Below are 20723 nucleotides of genomic sequence, written 5' to 3' on the forward strand. Positions count from 1 at the left end.
GACTTTGTTGAGGTGAATATACGCTGATAAGTTTGCCTGCTATCTTTTCAATCACAAATAACTATTCCTCCCCATTGTTATAAAACAGTTTTTATTTTACATACGTTATTATATAACAGTACTTTCGAAAATGAAACCTCCTTTTAGAATTTTTTTCCTACTCGCAAGGAGGCTTTTCTATTAATACCTACGTATAAAAGGCTTCATATATCCTTTACTTTTTCTTATATCACTTATTCATTTCTTTCATACTTCTCAACAAATGAAATTCTTTCCAATATTGTTGGATGACCATATCGAAAAATTTTCACTAAATACGGCGGATTCACCTGGGACAGTCCTGATTTTGTTAAATCCTGAAATGTTTTAATAGCAGCTTGTTTATCTCCTGTTAAGTCCATGGCGTACGTGTCAGATTGAAGTTCATGATGACGCGACTGCATATTTGTTAAAGGACTTACAGCAAATGTGAGCACAGAAAAAATAAGTAGAATAAGCGGTAATGAATTTAAATCACTAAGAGAAGTGATTTTTAATGCTTTCCCCCATCTCTTAATCACAAAGCTAGCTAAATGTTTCGTTAGCCATAAACCTACAATCGATAAAACTAAGGCTGAAGCAATCCCTACATAAATATGTTTCTTCACATAGTGACCCATTTCGTGCGCCATGATAAACAAAATTTCACGTTCCGTCAATTTATTAAGAGTAGTATCCCATAACACAATTCTTGAATTAGAACCTATTCCCGTTACATATGCATTGAGAGAGTTCGTTTTTTCAGACATGTTTACTTCATATACATGCTTAGCAGGTATATGAGCTTCATCTGCTAAATGCAAAATTTTCGTCTCCAGCTCTTTATTCTTTAATGGATAAAAATCGTTATATAACGGATCGATAACCACTGGTTGAATAAACGTCAAAAATAGCGTAAATGGAATAGATACTAGCCACGCATACAGCCACCATCTTTTTGAAAACTTACGAATGAATGCATATAACACAGCAATCACTAAAAACATCGTGGCATAGTTCACCCAAAAATCTGTAAAAAGATCTTTCATCCATCCTTGGAAAGGTTGCGTCGTAATATGGTAAGCCGTTGAAAGCTTATAGCTAATCCAGTCCATAGGAAAAGAGTAGATCAGCAGCAGAACAGATAACCAAAATACATAAATAGCAGTTTGGAGAAGACTGAAACGGCTGACGTCTTTAGACCACTTATTCACTTTCTTAGACACACCTAACACTAAAATTAAAATAAACCCTAACCACTCATATGGAAATCGGATAAAAAAGAGCGCATCTCTAATCTTTGAATATTTTTCGGTTAACATAAGTTCTCTTGCATTCATAAACGTAGCCGGATCCACGCTGGTACCTTTTAATGATTGTGGAATAGAGGTGTCACTTATATAAAATAAATACACCCATATACAAGCTGCATATACAAGAAAAACTCCGATGGACCACAAAACAATTTTTTTCACGCATTCCCCTCCTTTTGTACAAACAGTATTCTGTTATTACTATTGTAGGTTTTTTTTCGAAATTTAGAACAAGCGTTTAGAGATGTGCTATAGGAAATGCAAATTGTGAAGAGAAAATCATAGAAAAACGAAAAACAGAGTTTATTCTTTTGTCTAAACTCTGTTTACAAACAAAAAAAGCAGTTTGCATATGCAAACTGCTTTTGAGATGACCCGTACGGGATTCGAACCCGTGTTACCGCCGTGAAAGGGCGGTGTCTTAACCGCTTGACCAACGGGCCAGTATGGCTCCACAGGTAGGACTCGAACCTACGACCGATCGGTTAACAGCCGATAGCTCTACCACTGAGCTACTGTGGAATATGGTGGGCCTAAGTGGACTCGAACCACCGACCTCACGCTTATCAGGCGTGCGCTCTAACCAGCTGAGCTATAGGCCCATTATTTGGAGCGGGTGATGAGAATCGAACTCACGACATCAGCTTGGAAGGCTGAGGTTTTACCACTAAACTACACCCGCGTTACTTAAGATGGGGCGACTGATGGGAATCGAACCCACGAATGCCGGAACCACAATCCGGTGCGTTAACCACTTCGCCACAATCGCCGTCTTAAAATGGTGGCTCGGGACGGAATCGAACCGCCGACACAAGGATTTTCAGTCCTTTGCTCTACCAACTGAGCTACCGAGCCAAACAAAATGGCGGTCCCGACGGGAATCGAACCCGCGATCTCCTGCGTGACAGGCAGGCATGTTAACCGCTACACCACGGGACCACTTTGGTTGCGGGGACAGGATTTGAACCTGCGACCTTCGGGTTATGAGCCCGACGAGCTACCGAACTGCTCCACCCCGCGATGATATGAATATGATATAAATAAATGGCGGAGGAAGAGGGATTCGAACCCCCGCGGGCTTTAACACCCCTGTCGGTTTTCAAGACCGATCCCTTCAGCCGGACTTGGGTATTCCTCCGTATATTTATAACAAATGTAACTTATATGGTAGCGGCGGAGGGAGTCGAACCCACGACCTCACGGGTATGAACCGTACGCTCTAGCCAGCTGAGCTACACCGCCATATTATTCGTTACAATTATTTAATTTCATTGGTGGAGCCTAGCGGGATCGAACCGCTGACCTCCTGCGTGCAAGGCAGGCGCTCTCCCAGCTGAGCTAAGGCCCCATAAATGGTCGGGAAGACAGGATTCGAACCTGCGACCCCTTGGTCCCAAACCAAGTGCTCTACCAAGCTGAGCTACTTCCCGTTTATGGCGCGCCCGAGAGGAGTCGAACCCCTAACCTTTTGATCCGTAGTCAAACGCTCTATCCAATTGAGCTACGGGCGCTTTATATGGAGCGGAAGACGAGGTTCGAACTCGCGACCCCCACCTTGGCAAGGTGGTGTTCTACCACTGAACTACTTCCGCTTATTAAAATGAGCCATGAAGGACTCGAACCTTCGACCCTCTGATTAAAAGTCAGATGCTCTACCAACTGAGCTAATGGCTCTCTATGGCTGGGCTAGCTGGATTCGAACCAACGCATGACGGAATCAAAATCCGTTGCCTTACCGCTTGGCGATAGCCCAATAAAATGGTGGAGGGGGGCAGATTCGAACTGCCGAACCCGAAGGAGCGGATTTACAGTCCGCCGCGTTTAGCCACTTCGCTACCCCTCCGATATAAATGGTGCCGGCAAGAGGACTTGAACCCCCAACCTACTGATTACAAGTCAGTTGCTCTACCAGTTGAGCTACACCGGCACGGTGGTGGAGGATGACGGGATCGAACCGCCGACCCCCTGCTTGTAAGGCAGGTGCTCTCCCAGCTGAGCTAATCCTCCAAATATCATACACAACATTAAATGTGTATATAAGTTTTTTACAAATGAGCCAAATAAAAAACCCCTAGACTCTTTTACAAGAGCATAAAAAGGGGTCTTATTCATTGCCTGGCAACGTCCTACTCTCACAGGGACAAAGTCCCAACTACCATTGGCGCTAAAGAGCTTAACTTCCGTGTTCGGTATGGGAACGGGTGTGACCTCTTCGCTATCGCCACCAGACAAGAGATTGCTCTCTCAAAACTAGGTAACAGTTTGCTGAGTAAAGCTTACGCTTTTAAAAGTTTGGTTAAGTCCTCGATCGATTAGTATCAGTCAGCTACACATGTCGCCACGCTTCCACCTCTGACCTATCAACCTGATCATCTTTCAGGGATCTTACTAGCTTGCGCTATGGGAAATCTCATCTTGAGGGGGGCTTCATGCTTAGATGCTTTCAGCACTTATCCCGTCCACACATAGCTACCCAGCGATGCCTTTGGCAAGACAACTGGTACACCAGCGGTGTGTCCATCCCGGTCCTCTCGTACTAAGGACAGCTCCTCTCAAATTTCCTACGCCCACGACGGATAGGGACCGAACTGTCTCACGACGTTCTGAACCCAGCTCGCGTACCGCTTTAATGGGCGAACAGCCCAACCCTTGGGACCGACTACAGCCCCAGGATGCGATGAGCCGACATCGAGGTGCCAAACCTCCCCGTCGATGTGGACTCTTGGGGGAGATAAGCCTGTTATCCCCGGGGTAGCTTTTATCCGTTGAGCGATGGCCCTTCCATGCGGAACCACCGGATCACTAAGCCCGACTTTCGTCCCTGCTCGACTTGTAGGTCTCGCAGTCAAGCTCCCTTGTGCCTTTACACTCTACGAATGATTTCCAACCATTCTGAGGGAACCTTTGGGCGCCTCCGTTACATTTTAGGAGGCGACCGCCCCAGTCAAACTGCCCACCTGACACTGTCTCCCGGCCCGATCAGGGCCGCGGGTTAGAATTTCAATACAGCCAGGGTAGTATCCCACCGACGCCTCCACCGAAGCTAGCGCTCCGGCTTCTCAGGCTCCTACCTATCCTGTACAAGCTGTACCAAAATTCAATATCAGGCTACAGTAAAGCTCCACGGGGTCTTTCCGTCCTGTCGCGGGTAACCTGCATCTTCACAGGTACTATAATTTCACCGAGTCTCTCGTTGAGACAGTGCCCAGATCGTTACGCCTTTCGTGCGGGTCGGAACTTACCCGACAAGGAATTTCGCTACCTTAGGACCGTTATAGTTACGGCCGCCGTTTACTGGGGCTTCGATTCAGAGCTTCTCCCAAAGGATAACCCCTCCTCTTAACCTTCCAGCACCGGGCAGGCGTCAGCCCCTATACTTCGCCTTGCGGCTTCGCAGAGACCTGTGTTTTTGCTAAACAGTCGCCTAGGCCTATTCACTGCGGCTCTCTCGGGCTATACACCCTACCAGAGCACCCCTTCTCCCGAAGTTACGGGGTCATTTTGCCGAGTTCCTTAACGAGAGTTCTCTCGATCACCTTAGGATTCTCTCCTCGCCTACCTGTGTCGGTTTGCGGTACGGGCACCTCCCGCCTCGCTAGAGGCTTTTCTTGGCAGTGTGGAATCAGGAACTTCGGTACTATAATTCCCTCGTCATCACAGCTCAGCCTTTATGATGAGCGGATTTGCCTACTCATCAGCCTAACTGCTTGAACGCGCATATCCAGCAGCGCGCTTACCCTATCCTACTGCGTCCCCCCATTACTCAAACGGCGGGGAGGTGGTACAGGAATATCAACCTGTTGGCCATCGCCTACGCTTTTCAGCCTCGGCTTAGGTCCCGACTAACCCTGAGCGGACGAGCCTTCCTCAGGAAACCTTAGGCATTCGGTGGACAAGATTCTCACTTGTCTTTCGCTACTCATACCGGCATTCTCACTTCTAAGCGCTCCACCAGTCCTTACGGTCTGACTTCGCTGCACTTAGAACGCTCTCCTACCACTGACATCAAAGATGTCAATCCACAGCTTCGGTGATACGTTTAGCCCCGGTACATTTTCGGCGCAGAGTCACTCGACCAGTGAGCTATTACGCACTCTTTAAATGGTGGCTGCTTCTAAGCCAACATCCTGGTTGTCTAAGCAACTCCACATCCTTTTCCACTTAACGTATACTTGGGGACCTTAGCTGGTGGTCTGGGCTGTTTCCCTTTTGACTACGGATCTTATCACTCGCAGTCTGACTCCCATGGATAAGTCTTTGGCATTCGGAGTTTGACTGAATTCGGTAACGCGTTGGGGGCCCCTAGTCCAATCAGTGCTCTACCTCCAAGACTCTCACAACATGAGGCTAGCCCTAAAGCTATTTCGGAGAGAACCAGCTATCTCCAGGTTCGATTGGAATTTCTCCGCTACCCACACCTCATCCCCGCACTTTTCAACGTGCGTGGGTTCGGGCCTCCATTCAGTGTTACCTGAACTTCACCCTGGACATGGGTAGATCACCTGGTTTCGGGTCTACAACCACATACTAAACGCCCTATTCAGACTCGCTTTCGCTACGGCTCCGCCTTATCAGCTTAACCTTGCATGGGATCGTAACTCGCCGGTTCATTCTACAAAAGGCACGCCATCACCCGTTAACGGGCTCTGACTACTTGTAGGCACACGGTTTCAGGATCTCTTTCACTCCCCTTCCGGGGTGCTTTTCACCTTTCCCTCACGGTACTGGTTCACTATCGGTCACTAGGTAGTATTTAGCCTTGGGAGATGGTCCTCCCAGCTTCCGACGGAATTTCACGTGTTCCGCCGTACTCAGGATCCACTCAAGAGGGAACGAAGTTTCAACTACAGGGTTGTTACCTTCTTCGACGGACCTTTCCAGGTCGCTTCATTTACTTCGTTCCTTTGTAACTCCGTATAGAGTGTCCTACAACCCCAAGAGGCAAGCCTCTTGGTTTGGGCTAATTCCGTTTCGCTCGCCGCTACTCAGGAAATCGCATTTGCTTTCTCTTCCTCCGGGTACTTAGATGTTTCAGTTCCCCGGGTCTGCCTTCAATATCCTATGTATTCAGATAAAGATACTGTTCCATTACGAACAGTGGGTTTCCCCATTCGGAAATCTCCGGATTAAAGCTCACTTACAGCTCCCCGAAGCATATCGGTGTTAGTCCCGTCCTTCATCGGCTCCTAGTGCCAAGGCATTCACCGTGCGCCCTTTCTAACTTAACCATTAGCGAATAAATGGTACAACGTAATGTTGTGTTATTTATTGGTTTGATTAAAGAAAAGTTTCACTTTTCCTCAGCAATTACTGTTATCTAGTTTTCAAAGAACAAAACAACTGACTTCAATCACATCATGATGAACATCACTGTGATATCTACGTGCAGTTTTGCGCCGAGTAATCGCAGGCGCAATTATTAATGAGAGATTGAACTCTCAAAACTGAACAAAGTGTCAAAACGTACGTCATGTAAAAATCCTTAGAAAGGAGGTGATCCAGCCGCACCTTCCGATACGGCTACCTTGTTACGACTTCACCCCAATCATCTGTCCCACCTTAGGCGGCTAGCTCCTTACGGTTACTCCACCGACTTCGGGTGTTACAAACTCTCGTGGTGTGACGGGCGGTGTGTACAAGGCCCGGGAACGTATTCACCGCGGCATGCTGATCCGCGATTACTAGCGATTCCAGCTTCATGTAGGCGAGTTGCAGCCTACAATCCGAACTGAGAATGGTTTTATGGGATTGGCTTGACCTCGCGGTCTTGCAGCCCTTTGTACCATCCATTGTAGCACGTGTGTAGCCCAGGTCATAAGGGGCATGATGATTTGACGTCATCCCCACCTTCCTCCGGTTTGTCACCGGCAGTCACCTTAGAGTGCCCAACTAAATGCTGGCAACTAAGATCAAGGGTTGCGCTCGTTGCGGGACTTAACCCAACATCTCACGACACGAGCTGACGACAACCATGCACCACCTGTCACTCTGTCCCCCGAAGGGGAACGCTCTATCTCTAGAGTTGTCAGAGGATGTCAAGACCTGGTAAGGTTCTTCGCGTTGCTTCGAATTAAACCACATGCTCCACCGCTTGTGCGGGCCCCCGTCAATTCCTTTGAGTTTCAGTCTTGCGACCGTACTCCCCAGGCGGAGTGCTTAATGCGTTAGCTGCAGCACTAAAGGGCGGAAACCCTCTAACACTTAGCACTCATCGTTTACGGCGTGGACTACCAGGGTATCTAATCCTGTTTGCTCCCCACGCTTTCGCGCCTCAGCGTCAGTTACAGACCAAAAAGCCGCCTTCGCCACTGGTGTTCCTCCACATCTCTACGCATTTCACCGCTACACGTGGAATTCCGCTTTTCTCTTCTGCACTCAAGTTCCCCAGTTTCCAATGACCCTCCACGGTTGAGCCGTGGGCTTTCACATCAGACTTAAGAAACCGCCTGCGCGCGCTTTACGCCCAATAATTCCGGATAACGCTTGCCACCTACGTATTACCGCGGCTGCTGGCACGTAGTTAGCCGTGGCTTTCTGGTTAGGTACCGTCAAGGTACGAGCAGTTACTCTTGTACTTGTTCTTCCCTAACAACAGAGTTTTACGACCCGAAAGCCTTCATCACTCACGCGGCGTTGCTCCGTCAGACTTTCGTCCATTGCGGAAGATTCCCTACTGCTGCCTCCCGTAGGAGTCTGGGCCGTGTCTCAGTCCCAGTGTGGCCGATCACCCTCTCAGGTCGGCTATGCATCGTTGCCTTGGTGAGCCGTTACCTCACCAACTAGCTAATGCACCGCGGGCCCATCTGTAAGTGATAGCCGAAACCATCTTTCAATCATCTCCCATGAAGGAGAAAATCCTATCCGGTATTAGCTTCGGTTTCCCGAAGTTATCCCAGTCTTACAGGCAGGTTGCCCACGTGTTACTCACCCGTCCGCCGCTAACGTCATAGAAGCAAGCTTCTAATCAGTTCGCTCGACTTGCATGTATTAGGCACGCCGCCAGCGTTCATCCTGAGCCAGGATCAAACTCTCCGAAGAAATGTTTGACTTGCTCAATTTAAAAAATAAAAATTAACGTTGACGTTTGTCGCTTTGTTCAGTTTTCAAAGTTCAACCGCCGCTCTTAAGCGACTTTATTATCTTATCAAGTTACCGACGTAATGTCAACAACTTTTTAAAATTCTTTTTTCAGCTTCGTTGTTACTGTTATGTCTCAACGACGCTTTATAATAATAAAATATATCTTTATTAAAGTCAACAGTTTTTAACAAAAAAATTCGAAATCATTACTTTTTGATTCAGATAGCTGTTTTATCTAGATCATATCATCATATTATAGGCAAAAGCTAGGTTTAAACTTTGCCTTCTCTATTCTTGAACCCTTTACTTTTTTCAATTTCTTCATTATACGAAGAAATTAAAAAAGAGCTGTCCATTAGACAGCCCCTTCTTATTTCCCTTTAAAACTAGGTCTTCTCTTCTCAGCAAATGCTTGAAGCGCCTCTAGACGATCTTCTGTCGGAATCGTTAACTCATATGCTTTTCGTTCAATTTGCAAACCAGTCTGCAAATCGGCCTTCATTCCTTCTTTGATAGCAAATTTTGCTTGCTGAAGTGCAATTGGCCCATTTTTTAATAAAAGCGAGATAAAAATATCTATTGTTTCTTCTATTTGATATCCAGGAGCTACCTTCGTTACTAGACCACATTCTTTTGCTTCTGATGCCGTGAAGCGCTGAGCTGTTAAAATTAGTTCCATTGCTTTTGCTTCACCAACTAGGCGAGGGAGACGCTGTGTTCCTCCTGCGCCTGGTATAATCGCTAAGCTTGTTTCCGTTAAACCCATAAGCGCTTCTGTTGAAGCGATCCGGAAATCACATGCTAAAGCCAGCTCCATTCCTCCTCCAAATGCATATCCGTTGATGATTGCTATCGTTGGCTGAGGAAGCTGCTCTATCTTAGAAAACACTTCTCCTATTTTGTAAATATTGCGCTTTACCTCTTGATCAGAGAGGGTTTTACGTTCTTTTAAATCCGCACCTACACTAAAAGATTTTTCACCTGCCCCTTTAAACGTCACAACTCGAATATCTTTTTGAATACGAATTCCTTCAATTACTTCTTCCAATTCTTTAAGCATATCGTAATTAAAAGCATTCATCGCTTCCGGACGGTTCAGTATCACATGGGCGACGTGTCCCTTTATTTCATAAGAAATAGATGACATTCTTTTACCACCTCCAAATTGGAATCGCTTTCATTTTATCGCTCCTGAGATACCTGCTGCTTCAGTGCACGCCTTAAAATTTTTCCCGTTGTATTTTTAGGAAGTTCTTTTAAAAATTCAATTTCACTTGGCACTTTATATTTAGCAAGGTGCTCTTTGCAGTAGGCAATAAGCTTCTCTTCCGTTATCTCTTGATTATTGCAAACCACGTAACACTTCACACATTCACCTAAAGAAGGATCAGGAACTCCGATAACAGCCACTTCTACAATATCCCGATGCGCATATAGCACTTCTTCTACTTCGCGAGGATAAACATTATATCCTCCTACAATAATTAAATCTTTTTTACGGTCAACGATATAAAAATAACCTTCCTTATCCATTCTTGCTAAGTCACCTGTATACAGCCAACCATCTCGGAGAGCATATTCCGTATCTTCAGGAAGCTTATAATACCCTTTCATCACATTAGGGCCTTTGACGATAAGTTCGCCAACTTGTCCTACTTCTACTTCTTTTCCCAGTTCATTTACCACTTTATTTTCAACATTCATAATAGATGTGCCTATAGAACCTGCTTTTCTCTCTCGATCAATCGGATTGAAACACGTCACAGGAGAAGCCTCAGATAATCCATAGCCTTCTGCTACCATGACCCCAAACTTACGTTCAAAATGGGTTAGAAGTGCCACCGGCATTGATGCCCCGCCTGATATACAAAGCCTTACCGTGTGAAAGTGCTCTTTTTTCCCTTTGTCATGCTGAAGTAAAAAATTATACATTGTCGGAACGCCAGCAAAAATAGTCGCTTGTCGATTTTGAATTAATTCAAATATAGAAGATGGACTGAATTTTGGTTCAATTAATATCGTTCCTCCATTCATTAAAGGCGCATTCAATGAAACAGTTAAACAAAATACGTGAAACATCGGCAAAGCAGCTACGACTCGGTCATTCCCATTTATACTTAAATAATCTGCTACGTCTTGAGCGTTTGAATAAATATTCTTATGCGTAAGCATAGCTCCTTTTGGTTTTCCAGTCGTTCCTGACGTATACAGAATGATGGCCACATCTTCTTCTTTTAACTCGAGAAAATCATATGTAGCTTCCCCTCTGTTTACAACTTGCGAAAACGTGTGAAAATAAGAAGGTATACTTTCCACTGTATCTGTCGTTTCACATAAGATAACGTGTTCCAAAAATGGAGTGTGTCCAATGATTTTTTTTAAAACAGGGAGAAGTAAATCAACCGCAATAACTGCTTTTACATCTCCATCCTGAAGCATGTAGCTAATTTCATCCGCTGTGTAAATAGGATTAATGGGTATAACAGTAGCTCCTACTCGAAGAGCACCGTACAATCCAATAACAAAATGAGGCGAGTTGCCGACAATTAAAGCGATATGATCTCCTTTTTTTACACCTAATTGCTTCAGACCATTAGCAAACTTAGATACCGATGCATCAAGATCTGCATAAGATGTTTCCTGATCCATAAAAACATATGCCGATTTTTGCGGAAATTGCTCAGCTGTTTTATGAAGCTGTGCTGACAAATTCATCTCATAACTTCCTCCTTTTAATAACGAATGAATGAACAACCATTCATTATTAAGTCATAATAATGGAAAAATTCTTACTTCTTCTATTCTATTATAATGTTACTGCTGTTCTATTGACAAGACTCATCTGTTTAAAAAGAAAAAAAGCCTGATGTGGCAGACTTTTTTCTTAATAGATTAATTCAACAAACTCTTCTTTTGTAATATTACCAAAATAATGTGGAATATCGATGTCCTCTAAGGCTTGTTCAATAGAAGCTTTTTCATAACGAACACCTGTTAATTTTCCCTGTACTTCCTGGACATCTCCCACTCCAAAGAAATCTCCATAGATGGTGCAAGCATCGATTTTCCCTTTATTCACTTCCAAACGAACGTCAATTTGTCCCACAGGAAAGCGGTGAGAGTGCTGTAAGTTAAATTTAGGTGATTTTCCATAGTTCCAATCCCATGACTGATAGCGCTTTTTAGAAATTTGATGAATCGTTTCCCAATCTTTTTCCGTTAGTTTATATTCTGTTATATTTTCTTCTCCCTCAAAGATATACCGAAGCAGCATTTCTCTAAATTCTTCCACCGTTACTTTCTGTTCTAAAAATTCACTGATATTCGCTACTCTATTTCGAATAGACTTAATGCCTTTGGATTCAATTTTATCTTTTTTTACTTTTAACGCTGATACCACGTTTTCAATCTCTGAATCAAAAAGAAGAGTTCCATGGCTGAACATTCTTCCTTTCGTCGAAAACTGAGCATTTCCAGAAATTTTACGTCCTTCCGCCATTAAATCATTTCGTCCGCTTAACTCAGCATTGACTCCTAATTTCTTTAACGCTTCCACGACTGGCTCGGTAAACTTTTTAAAATTATGAAAGCTATTTCCATCGTCTTTCGTAATAAAGCTGAAGTTTAAATTTCCTTTATCATGATAAACGGCACCGCCTCCAGATAGACGTCTCACTACATGAATATGCTGATCTTCAACATATTTTGTATTAATCTCCTCAATGGTGTTCTGGTTTTTTCCAATAATAATAGAAGGTTCATTAATATAAAACAGCAGATATGTCTCATTAATATCTAGATGCTTGAGCGCATATTCTTCAATTGCTAAGTTAATTCGGGGATCATAATTTTTTTGATTATCAATAAATAACATTCATTTTCCTCCTTGTTATTCCCATACGTATCCTGATTCAGCTAACGTAAGCGTACCTTGATAATGAGCAGCAGCTTCCTCTACTAGCTGTTGGTGTTCTCCGTAGTGTGGAAGGTGAGTAAGCATGAGTTGTTTGACACTTGCTTTAGAAGCAAGTGTACCGGCTTCTGTACTTGTCATGTGTCCAGCACCGCTTCCATCTTGGCTAGCATAAAAGTTACATTCACAAATAAGAAGATCTGCATTTTCTGAGAAAGAAACAAATTCTTCTAAATAGCTCGAGTCCGCTGTGTACACGACGGTTTGATTGCCAGCACTTATTTTCATGGCATAACAAACGACTGGATGTTTCGTTTTCATAAATTCGATTGTAAAAGGCCCAACGTCAAGTTTTTGACTCGGATCGTACTGTACTCCTTTGGTAATTCCTTTATGAGTAAGTTTGTTGAAGCTTTCCTGATCATATGTATGTCCGTAAATAGAAAGTTCCTTAACAGCGTTCCCTAGATGAGTCTGAATGAGGCGAGCATATTGAAATACTCCGACATCAGCCACGTGGTCATGATGGTAATGAGATAAAATCATCGCATCTATTTCTTCTGGTTTTGCATATTTTTGCAGCTGAGCCAATGCACCGCTTCCACAATCAACAAGCAGCTGAAATCCATCGTGCTCAACTAAATAGCTAGAAGTAGCTTCTGAAACAGCAGGATATCCTCCCCAAAAACCAATAACAGTTACTTTCATTTCAATCACCCTTTCGTACTATTTTTATTACGTTCAGTATACCCTACTTTTTTTTGAAAACTAACTGAAAGATACTCGTTTTGCCTATTTTATCGAAATAACTCATTGTTATATAACAAATAACCACTTAGAATAGCAAAATAGGCTAAATTGTTATAAAACATAATTGACATTTCAACATCTGTTATAATACAATGTTAGTAACAAAAAAACAACGGAGGGGATTTAAATGTTAGAAAAAATGACTGAATTTTTCAAAAGATTACCCAATAAAAAGTGCGTAGAATGCGGAAACGACATCGAGGAACAGCATGAGTGCTACGGAAACAAATGCGATCACTGCCTAGATATCATGAAATAAAAAAAGCTGAAACTGTTTTATAACAGTTTCAGCTTTTTTTTATACGGTCAAACTGCGATACTCGTTTGGCGTAATGCCTTCTACTTTTTTAAACACTTTTCGAAAGTATTTATCATCATGATATCCAATCATATTCGCAATTTCATAGATTTTTAGTTCTTCATTTAGTAAAAGTGATTTGGCTTTATTCATTCTGACTTTCACCATATAATCTGAAATATTTTCTTGAAATTCTTGCTTAAACTTTCTCGAAATGTATTCACGGCTTAAATAGAAACGTTCCGATATTTCTTGAAGCTTCACATCTCGATGAAAATTTTGCTGCAAAAATTGTTCGATCTCATAAATAACGTCGCGATTGTTTTGCTTGCTATACCTTTTTATTACTTTTAAAAAACGCTTTACTTCACGCTTTTTTCTCTCTACATACTTTGCTAGCTGAAACTGCCCATCTTGGTTATAGAAAAAAGAAAGAACATATTCAGGACCATTACTTATCGTATAAGGAATGTGATATCTTTTTAACCAATGCTGGCTTAACAGCTGATATTCCTGCTCAAAATGCAGAATTTGCTTTAATGATAGATAATTTTGTGCTTCAAAAGCTGTGATAATTTCGTTGAATACCGGCAAAAAAGCTTCAAACTTCCCTACTTGCAGCGCCTCTTCAATTTTACTGTTATAATCCATCATATTTATTAATAAAGCACTTGCTAAAACGTCTTGCTCGCCGTAGACCTTCACTTTATTTTGATCAAGAACATTGCTTAATAAAAGCGAATTTTTCGCATGTTCATAGGATTTCATTAGCTGATCAATAGAAGAGACTTTGCATCCTCTTGCAATCCGACAGCTCACGTCTAACGTACGGCGAATTGCTGTATGTAAAGTCGTCAGCAAAGAGGTTATGCGTTCAAAATCATTCCAAAATATAATGATAATTTCCCACTTATTTGATAAATAACGGAAGGCTACCCCATTTTCTTCTGCCATCAGCATTTCATTGATTACATTTAAAATTGAAAAATAGGCTAAATCCCGATCACCTCCAAAAGAACGAATAATGGATTCATCTACACGTACAATCCCCACTTCATATTCTCTAGTCAGATGGAAACCAAACTCTTCATAGATTGATTGATTTAGCAAATAATTGTTCATTAACTGCGTTAGTTTTCGATCTCGATAAATCGGCTTCATTTCATTGATTAAACGATAGCTGCTATTATGGACTTTTCTGGACTCTTCTTCTTTCTTCCATTGAGTTACAGCTCGTACAAGCGTATCGTTTAAAATCGAAGGATCCACTGGCTTTAGAATATAATCCGTACTTCCAAAATGAATAGCTTTACGCATATAGTGGTAGTCATCATACCCTGTTACCACAATCGTTTTGCTAGAAGGTGAATTCTCTTTAATCCACTCCAACAAAGCAATTCCATCGATATTAGGCATCTTCATATCAGTAAAAATGATTTCCGGTCCGTGATCCTCAATAAGCGCAATCGCTTGCTCACCGCTATCAGCTTCTATCACATCTGTAATTTCATGCTCTTCCCACTGTCCAAGCAGCTTTATTCCTTCTCTTACATGCTCTTCATCATCCACGATTAATACTTTCATCACTATCCCTCTTTTCTTCAATTGTTGTTAGCTTTATGACAACGGTAAAATCGTGATTTTCTTGACTGCTAATTTGCATTGAAGCATGATCTCCATAGTAGATGCGAAGTCGTTCATAAATATTTTGCAACCCAATATGCTCATCTGTTTGATTATACGATTGCTGAAGTCTCGCTTTTAATTGATTCAACTCTTGCTCTCCTATCCCTTTTCCGTTATCAGAAACAGTTAGAATCAGTTCTTCTCCGTTTAACTTCGCTGAAATCAACAGCTTTCCGCTTCCTGTGCGGGTTTCGAATCCATGTTTAAAAGAATTCTCAACAAGAGGCTGCAAGATCATTTTCGGTATTCGCATAAGCTCTGCCTCTTTTTCGATATTTAACTCATACTCAAACTTTGAACCAAACCGCTGCTTCTGCAGACTCAAGAAAGCTTTTACGTGATCGACTTCTTGCTTTAAGCTAACGATATCCTCTTTCATATTCATGCTGTAACGCATAATGTGAGAAAGTGAGGTTAATAAAGAATATACTTCAACTGCTTTATGCTTAAGGGCAAGAGTTCCAATCGATTGAAATGCGTTGTATAAAAAATGCGGATTAATTTGTGACTGCAACACTTTTAGCTGCGTTGATTTATTTTCTAACTCCAATCGGAATTTACGTTCAATTAAGTCATTAATTGTTTCTACCATAGAGGTAAAGTGCCTTCCTAAAACACCAAATTCATCGTTTCCAAGCGATTTAAACCGGACTTCAAATGATCCTTTTTCCACTTCTTTCATATTGCGAATTAATACGTTAATCGGCTGTGTAAAACGGACCGATATAAAAAGCGTAGCGATAACGAGCATACACAAAAATGGCAGGCCAATTAATACATTCATAAGTGCTGTCTTTCTTGCATCTTCATATAAAACACTGTAAGGAATTCGCTTCACAATGTATAAGTCCTCAAAAGGCTGTTTAAGCTTTTCATACATTAATACGCCTGAGAAGCTTTTATCTTCCCATTCCATGCTGTGATCCTCTTGAGACGTAAGCGCCTTTAGCCACGGGTAGTTTTCGTTTTTTCCAATAACCTTTGAATCCGAAGAATACAAAACCTTCCCTTTATTGTTCATTAAATAAAAATCTTCTGACTCTTCATTATATAAGCGCTGCGATATAGATTGAATTTGGGTCATGTTAATGTCTAAAGATAGATAAGCTAACAACTTGTCTGATGGAATTTCATCAATCCGCTGATGAAAGCTAATAACTTGATTCGGCAGTGAGTCAATTAACGTTGATAAATTATTGTAGCTATAAATTTCATGGGTAGGCTCAATGGCAAGAAATTTATGATGTTTATTTAAATAAGAATAGTAAGGCTGAGTGTAAATATCATCGTACTTCCCTCTGCTGCTCACTTTCGAATTATAAGCTGTATACGAGTCATGCCCGTTCTCAATATAAAGATGGAGCTGTTCAATCTCTGGACGAGTATTATATAAATAAAGAAGAGTGCGTGATATTTCCAGTTGATTGGCTCCTAAATCACTTGATACGCCTTCATCTAACACTTTAATAAATGGGTGGTAGCCGTACAGCCTTTTTGTAATATTAGCAATTTCATTTAAGTAATCACTCAAATCATTGCTTCCATTTTTAATAACTTGATAGTTGGTAGAAATAAATCGATTCTTAACCGTTTCTTTTGTGTATTGATACGTAAAAATCGTTGAAATTAAAAAGGGAATAACGGTTGCGAATAAGAAAAACAAAATTAATTTCTTGCGTATGCTCCAGCCTTTCACAAATAACCTCCTTTGACTAATGTCATACATTATGACTATTATTATACATTAAAAGCGCTTTCAATTAACTATTATTTTTTCATAACTATGAATCTAACCAGCTATTTTTTCACACCAAAAAGTCCGCGTTTTCCACGCGGACTTTTTGGTTATTTTTTCATTTTTGCCCAAATTGTATCTAATTTCTTCATAAACTCTTCTTCCGTCATTTGTTTGCCTGCGTAAGACTGCATTGCTGCGCCTACTTCTTGAACCGTTCCTTCTGGATACTTAAACCAGTTCCAAGATAATGTTTTGCCTTCTTCAGAGTATTTTAAGATATCATCAGATAAAGAATCGATTCCTTTTCCATCGATGTTTTTGAACGCTGGAATGAACTTGAACTTTTCAACTAAGAATTTTTGACCTTCTTTAGAAGAAACCATCCAATTTAAGAATTCCTTCGCTGCTTTTTTATCTGCATCTGGTGCATTTTTGTTCACTACCCAGTTATTTGGAACTCCGATTGCTAATTTATCATTTTTCTTCGCATCGTTGCTGATCGGCATTGGGATAAAGCCCATTTTCATGTCCGGATTGATTTTCGTGATCATATTTACCGTCCAGTTACCTTGTTGCATCATCGCTGTTTCACCAGAAGCAAATTGAGTAACTTGTGTATTGTAATCTGTCGTTAATGGATTTTTATTTCCATACTTTAACGTTAAATCGAACAGATTCATAAATTGCTTAAACGTTTCATTGCCTTCAAATTTTGCTTTTCCTTCGTTTAGACCTTTAATAAACGCATCTGGATCGTCTTGCTGCGCCATTGGAATATTAAATAAGTGGTTACCTAGCACCCACCACTCGCCGTATCCGTTAGAAAATGGCGTAATGCCTTTTGCTTTAAGCTTTTTAGAAGCTGCTTCTAATTCCGACAGCGTCTTAGGCAATTCTTTAATGCCTGCTTTTTCAAATAAATCTTTATTATAAATAAAACCATAACCTTCTAAGTTTAGCGGCTGACCATAGATTTTCCCGTCCATTGTCATCGGTTCTTTAGCGATATCATACAGATTATCTACCCACGGCTGATCAGACAAATCTTCTAATTTATCCTTCCACGTTTGCGCTTCTTGGAACCCTCCATTATTAAAGATATCAGGTTCATTTCCAGAGGCAAACTGTGCTTTTAATGCTGCACCATAGTCCGCTCCTCCGCCGACTGTTTGGATGTTAAACTTTACGTTTGGATGTTCTTTTGTATATTCATCCGTTAATTCTTTCAGCTGATCTGCAATTTCCACTTTGAACTGGAACATATCAATAACAACTTGATCACCTGAGCCTGTTGATTTACTTGCTTTTGAATCCGTACCTGAGTTTGAACATGCTGTCGCAAATAAAAGTGATGTTGCTAACACGCCAGACATTATTGAAAGCCTTTTCATTTTCATTCGTTTTGCCCCCCTTGATATCTATCTCTCTTTATTTTACCGATTCTAGGACATTTGAACAGGTAACAATATTGAACAACCGAGTGGAAAATATTGAACACCCCCCTTCAGCACCCTTCGACAGGTCTTTCTTCTTCCGCAAAAATTTCTATAAAATTTTTATCTGTTTTATTCCACCTAATAACATTTATAGACAAAATTATGTTAATATGTAGAGTGATAGATTCATAAGAAAATTTATGAATTTTTTTAACTTGTATAAACAAAGTGAAGGGGTTTACATGAAAACTAAAAAGCGCAAAAAAACACATGTCTCATTTCGAATTAACTGGCTGTTTATTGTGGTTTTCCTGCTTTTTTCTGCACTCATTTTACGATTAGGCTTCGTACAGATTGTGTACGGAGAGAACTATAAACGAGAAGTTGAAAAAACAGAAGATGAAACGGTAGATTCACCGGTTCCTCGCGGAAAGATGCTAGACCGCTATGACCGCGTTATCGTGGATAATAAACCGTTGAACGCTGTCACGTACACGCGTTTGAAAGGCGTCTCTCAAGAAGACAAGCTAAAAGTAGCTAAAAAGCTTGCCACTCTTATTGATGTTCCTGTTACAACAGACGTGTTTGGCAAATCGGATAAAAAGAAAGATAAAAATACGATTAAGCTAACAGAACGCGACTTAAAAGATTATTGGATTGCAACTCATCCAAAAGCAGCAGCGAAAAAAATTACCGCAGCGGATAAACAAAAAGTAAAAGAAGGTCAGCTTTCTGAAGATGATTTGTATCCTCTTCAGCTGAAGCGCATCACCGAAAACGAACTTTTATCGGTGAAAGATGACCTTGAAGTGATTGCTATTAAAAGTAAGATGGAAGGCGGCTACGCATTAACCGCTCAAATTATTAAAAGCGGCTTAACTGATAAAGAGCTTGCCGTTATTAGTGAGCAGCTGGGTGACTTACCGGGCGTTGATACGACAACTTACTGGGACCGTATGTATACATACGACGACTTACTTAGTACCTTGCTTGGTAAAATCACATCGGCTGATGAAGGATTGCCGAGCGAAAACTTACAGTACTACTTGTCACACGGCTACAGCCGTAACGACCGAGTAGGAAAAAGTTATTTAGAAAAGCAGTATGAAGACGTTCTTCGGGGTCAAAAAGCCCGCGTACAAAACGTAACGGACCGCTCCGGCAACTTAGTTAGTCAGGAGACCGTTACTGAAGGTCAGCGCGGCAGTGACTTAATTTTGACAATTGATATGGAGCTGCAAAAGCAAGTCGAAGATGCTTTAACAAAAGCTGTGACTTCTGGAGACAAAGGAACACGATTAATGGACCGAGCGTTTGCTATTATGATGGATCCTCATACAGGAGACATTTTAGCAATGGGCGGAAAACAGCTTGTTACTGATAAGCAAACCGGAGCACGTAAAGTACAAGACTTCGCTCTTGGTAACATGACAACTTCTTATGAAGTAGGGTCCGCAGTTAAAGGAGCGACCGTTCTAGCAGGACTTGATTCAGGCGCTATCCAGCCTGGTACGGTTTTTTACGATGCGCCGATGAAGTTTGCTGGAGGAACAATTAAAAAATCGTCTCATCCAATTGGAGCAACAGGTATTCAAAAAGCTTTGGAACAATCATCAAACGTGTTCATGTACCGTACGGTTATGAGCATGGCTGGTGAAACATATCGACCTGGCGGAAAGCTGAATATTCCTCCATCTATTTTTAACAAACTGCGCTCATACTATAGCCAGTTTGGTCTTGGAATTTCAACTGGAATTGACCTAGAAAATGAATCGACGGGTATTCGTAACAGCGTCACAAACGAACCGGGTAAAGCGTTGGATTTTGGTATCGGACAGTATGATACGTACACACCGCTTCAGCTTGTTCAGTACATCTCAACGATTGCTAACGGTGGATATCGCATGAAACCGCACTTAGTAAAAGAAATCCGCGAGCCTGAGCTTGATAGCGAGCTAAAAGGAAGTATTCAAAGTTCTGTTGAACCGGAAGTGTTAAATCGTATTACGATGAGCCAATCAGAAATTGAAATTGTTAAACAAGGTTTCCGTCGCGTAGTCACAAATGGAACTGGTAGAGCTCTAGGAAACGGAACAGCATATGCAAAATACAACATTGCTGGTAAATCAGGTACAGCTGAAACCTTCAACAAAGGGGTCAGCGTTCGTAACTCTACATTCGTTTCATACGCGCCTTATGATAACCCCGAAGTAGCCGTAGCGGTTGTTATCCCTTCTGCTTATGTAGCCGGAACTTCGAATTCATTAAGCAAAAAAGTTACTGGTGAAGTTATTAAAGCTTACTTCGACCTTAAGAAACAAGGCGAAAAAGAAGTAGAGCAAAAAGAAGAAGATGCAAAAACAGGAAATACAGAATTAAACGGCGTAAAAAAAGATGATAATGAACAATAAAAAAAGGTCTCGTCATGAGA

Annotated in this window: 10 protein-coding genes, 19 tRNA genes and 3 rRNA genes; 2 read left to right on the forward strand and 30 right to left on the reverse strand. The window is 41.6% G+C overall.

Translation table 11 applies throughout. From position 1 onward, the window contains the following. Positions 1-233 precede the first annotated feature (233 nt). The 27 genes from SCI76_RS10860 to SCI76_RS10990 all read right to left on the reverse strand — a co-directional run bounded on the left by SCI76_RS10860 (position 234) and on the right by SCI76_RS10990 (position 13032). Positions 234-1493 (reverse strand): M48 family metallopeptidase, encoded by a 1260-nt coding sequence (locus SCI76_RS10860; protein WP_407545190.1) that lies wholly within the window; start codon positions 1491-1493, stop codon positions 234-236. Between the two features lie 209 nt (positions 1494-1702). Further along, positions 1703-1774: transfer RNA gene (locus SCI76_RS10865), tRNA-Glu, on the reverse strand. A 4-nt stretch (positions 1775-1778) separates the two neighbouring features. Continuing rightward, positions 1779-1853: transfer RNA gene (locus SCI76_RS10870), tRNA-Asn, on the reverse strand. Positions 1854-1856: 3 nt separating this feature from the next. Next, a tRNA-Ile gene (locus SCI76_RS10875) sits at positions 1857-1933 on the reverse strand. Positions 1934-1939: 6 nt separating this feature from the next. Continuing rightward, positions 1940-2013: transfer RNA gene (locus SCI76_RS10880), tRNA-Gly, on the reverse strand. A gap of 11 nt (positions 2014-2024) precedes the next feature. Next, positions 2025-2100 (reverse strand) — tRNA-His (locus SCI76_RS10885). 10 nt (positions 2101-2110) lie between these two features. Next, positions 2111-2186 (reverse strand) — tRNA-Phe (locus SCI76_RS10890). 8 nt (positions 2187-2194) lie between these two features. Next, positions 2195-2270 (reverse strand) — tRNA-Asp (locus SCI76_RS10895). 4 nt (positions 2271-2274) lie between these two features. Continuing rightward, positions 2275-2351 (reverse strand) — tRNA-Met (locus SCI76_RS10900). A 25-nt stretch (positions 2352-2376) separates the two neighbouring features. Further along, positions 2377-2469 (reverse strand) — tRNA-Ser (locus tag SCI76_RS10905). A 27-nt stretch (positions 2470-2496) separates the two neighbouring features. Next, positions 2497-2573 (reverse strand) — tRNA-Met (locus SCI76_RS10910). 30 nt (positions 2574-2603) lie between these two features. After that, positions 2604-2679: transfer RNA gene (locus SCI76_RS10915), tRNA-Ala, on the reverse strand. A 5-nt stretch (positions 2680-2684) separates the two neighbouring features. Next, positions 2685-2761 (reverse strand) — tRNA-Pro (locus SCI76_RS10920). 4 nt (positions 2762-2765) lie between these two features. After that, positions 2766-2842 (reverse strand) — tRNA-Arg (locus SCI76_RS10925). Between the two features lie 6 nt (positions 2843-2848). Further along, positions 2849-2923: transfer RNA gene (locus SCI76_RS10930), tRNA-Gly, on the reverse strand. Positions 2924-2932: 9 nt separating this feature from the next. Next, positions 2933-3005: transfer RNA gene (locus SCI76_RS10935), tRNA-Lys, on the reverse strand. A gap of 4 nt (positions 3006-3009) precedes the next feature. Beyond that, positions 3010-3084, reverse strand: a tRNA-Gln gene (locus SCI76_RS10940). Positions 3085-3090: 6 nt separating this feature from the next. Continuing rightward, positions 3091-3174: transfer RNA gene (locus SCI76_RS10945), tRNA-Tyr, on the reverse strand. An 8-nt stretch (positions 3175-3182) separates the two neighbouring features. Beyond that, positions 3183-3258: transfer RNA gene (locus SCI76_RS10950), tRNA-Thr, on the reverse strand. Positions 3259-3262: 4 nt separating this feature from the next. After that, positions 3263-3338: transfer RNA gene (locus SCI76_RS10955), tRNA-Val, on the reverse strand. A gap of 106 nt (positions 3339-3444) precedes the next feature. Next, positions 3445-3560 (reverse strand): 5S ribosomal RNA (rrf, locus tag SCI76_RS10960). Positions 3561-3623: 63 nt separating this feature from the next. Next, positions 3624-6559, reverse strand: a 23S ribosomal RNA gene (locus tag SCI76_RS10965). A 258-nt stretch (positions 6560-6817) separates the two neighbouring features. Continuing rightward, positions 6818-8369: ribosomal RNA gene (locus SCI76_RS10970) — 16S ribosomal RNA — on the reverse strand. Together the 16S, 23S and 5S rRNA genes with 19 tRNA genes alongside form the textbook arrangement of a ribosomal RNA operon. A gap of 412 nt (positions 8370-8781) precedes the next feature. Then, complete coding sequence (locus SCI76_RS10975; RefSeq protein ID WP_407545191.1) at positions 8782-9558, reverse strand: enoyl-CoA hydratase-related protein; 777 nt, start codon at positions 9556-9558, stop codon at positions 8782-8784. A 35-nt stretch (positions 9559-9593) separates the two neighbouring features. After that, positions 9594-11126 (reverse strand): fatty acid--CoA ligase family protein, encoded by a 1533-nt coding sequence (locus tag SCI76_RS10980; protein ID WP_028412536.1) that lies wholly within the window; start codon positions 11124-11126, stop codon positions 9594-9596. Positions 11127-11295: 169 nt separating this feature from the next. Then, entirely contained in the window at positions 11296-12285 is a 990-nt protein-coding gene (locus tag SCI76_RS10985; protein ID WP_168761460.1) for a lipoate--protein ligase, read from the reverse strand. Between the two features lie 15 nt (positions 12286-12300). After that, on the reverse strand, positions 12301-13032 hold the full coding sequence (locus tag SCI76_RS10990; RefSeq protein ID WP_168761459.1) for an MBL fold metallo-hydrolase: 732 nt from the start codon (positions 13030-13032) through the stop codon (positions 12301-12303). A 229-nt stretch (positions 13033-13261) separates the two neighbouring features. Here SCI76_RS10990 and yhfH point away from each other — a divergent pair, with 229 nt between their 5' ends. Further along, positions 13262-13393 carry a protein YhfH gene (gene yhfH / locus SCI76_RS10995; RefSeq protein WP_013055337.1) on the forward strand — a complete coding sequence of 44 codons (132 nt, stop codon included), beginning with the start codon at positions 13262-13264 and terminating at the stop codon, positions 13391-13393. A gap of 39 nt (positions 13394-13432) precedes the next feature. On the opposite strand, the gene SCI76_RS11000 is transcribed toward yhfH, so the two are convergent. The 3 genes from SCI76_RS11000 to SCI76_RS11010 form a co-directional block, all read right to left on the reverse strand. Continuing rightward, entirely contained in the window at positions 13433-15016 is a 1584-nt protein-coding gene (locus tag SCI76_RS11000) for a response regulator (RefSeq protein WP_047751673.1), read from the reverse strand. Beyond that, positions 14994-16814 carry a sensor histidine kinase gene (locus SCI76_RS11005; RefSeq protein ID WP_048020497.1) on the reverse strand — a complete coding sequence of 607 codons (1821 nt, stop codon included), beginning with the start codon at positions 16812-16814 and terminating at the stop codon, positions 14994-14996. The genes SCI76_RS11000 and SCI76_RS11005 overlap by 23 nt, the downstream gene beginning before the upstream one ends. Before the next feature lie 149 nt (positions 16815-16963). Further along, entirely contained in the window at positions 16964-18253 is a 1290-nt protein-coding gene (locus tag SCI76_RS11010) for an ABC transporter substrate-binding protein (RefSeq protein ID WP_013081692.1), read from the reverse strand. Positions 18254-18534: 281 nt separating this feature from the next. On the opposite strand from SCI76_RS11010, the gene SCI76_RS11015 reads away from it, so the two are divergent. Next, the gene (locus SCI76_RS11015) at positions 18535-20703 is read left to right on the forward strand and encodes a penicillin-binding protein 2 (protein ID WP_168761458.1); all 2169 of its coding nucleotides are present in this window, start codon (positions 18535-18537) and stop codon (positions 20701-20703) included. Positions 20704-20723 lie beyond the last annotated feature (20 nt).

Origin of the sequence: Priestia sp. HNGD-A6 (assembly GCF_045784335.1) — a bacterium.
GTDB classification, from domain to species: domain Bacteria; phylum Bacillota; class Bacilli; order Bacillales; family Bacillaceae_H; genus Priestia; species Priestia zanthoxyli.

Bases quoted from the DNA above. Each gene is read 5' to 3' on its own strand.
- SCI76_RS10990 (WP_168761459.1), bottom strand. From the start codon at position 13,032: ATGAAAGTAACTGTTATTGGTTTTTGGGGAGGATATCCTGCTGTTTCA.
- SCI76_RS10980 (WP_028412536.1), bottom strand. From the start codon at position 11,126: ATGAATTTGTCAGCACAGCTTCATAAAACAGCTGAGCAATTTCCGCAA.
- SCI76_RS10975 (WP_407545191.1), bottom strand. From the start codon at position 9,558: ATGTCATCTATTTCTTATGAAATAAAGGGACACGTCGCCCATGTGATA.
- SCI76_RS11010 (WP_013081692.1), bottom strand. From the start codon at position 18,253: ATGAAAATGAAAAGGCTTTCAATAATGTCTGGCGTGTTAGCAACATCA.
- SCI76_RS11000 (WP_047751673.1), bottom strand. From the start codon at position 15,016: ATGAAAGTATTAATCGTGGATGATGAAGAGCATGTAAGAGAAGGAATA.
- SCI76_RS11015 (WP_168761458.1), top strand. From the start codon at position 18,535: ATGAAAACTAAAAAGCGCAAAAAAACACATGTCTCATTTCGAATTAAC.
- SCI76_RS10985 (WP_168761460.1), bottom strand. From the start codon at position 12,285: ATGTTATTTATTGATAATCAAAAAAATTATGATCCCCGAATTAACTTA.
- yhfH (WP_013055337.1), top strand. From the start codon at position 13,262: ATGTTAGAAAAAATGACTGAATTTTTCAAAAGATTACCCAATAAAAAG.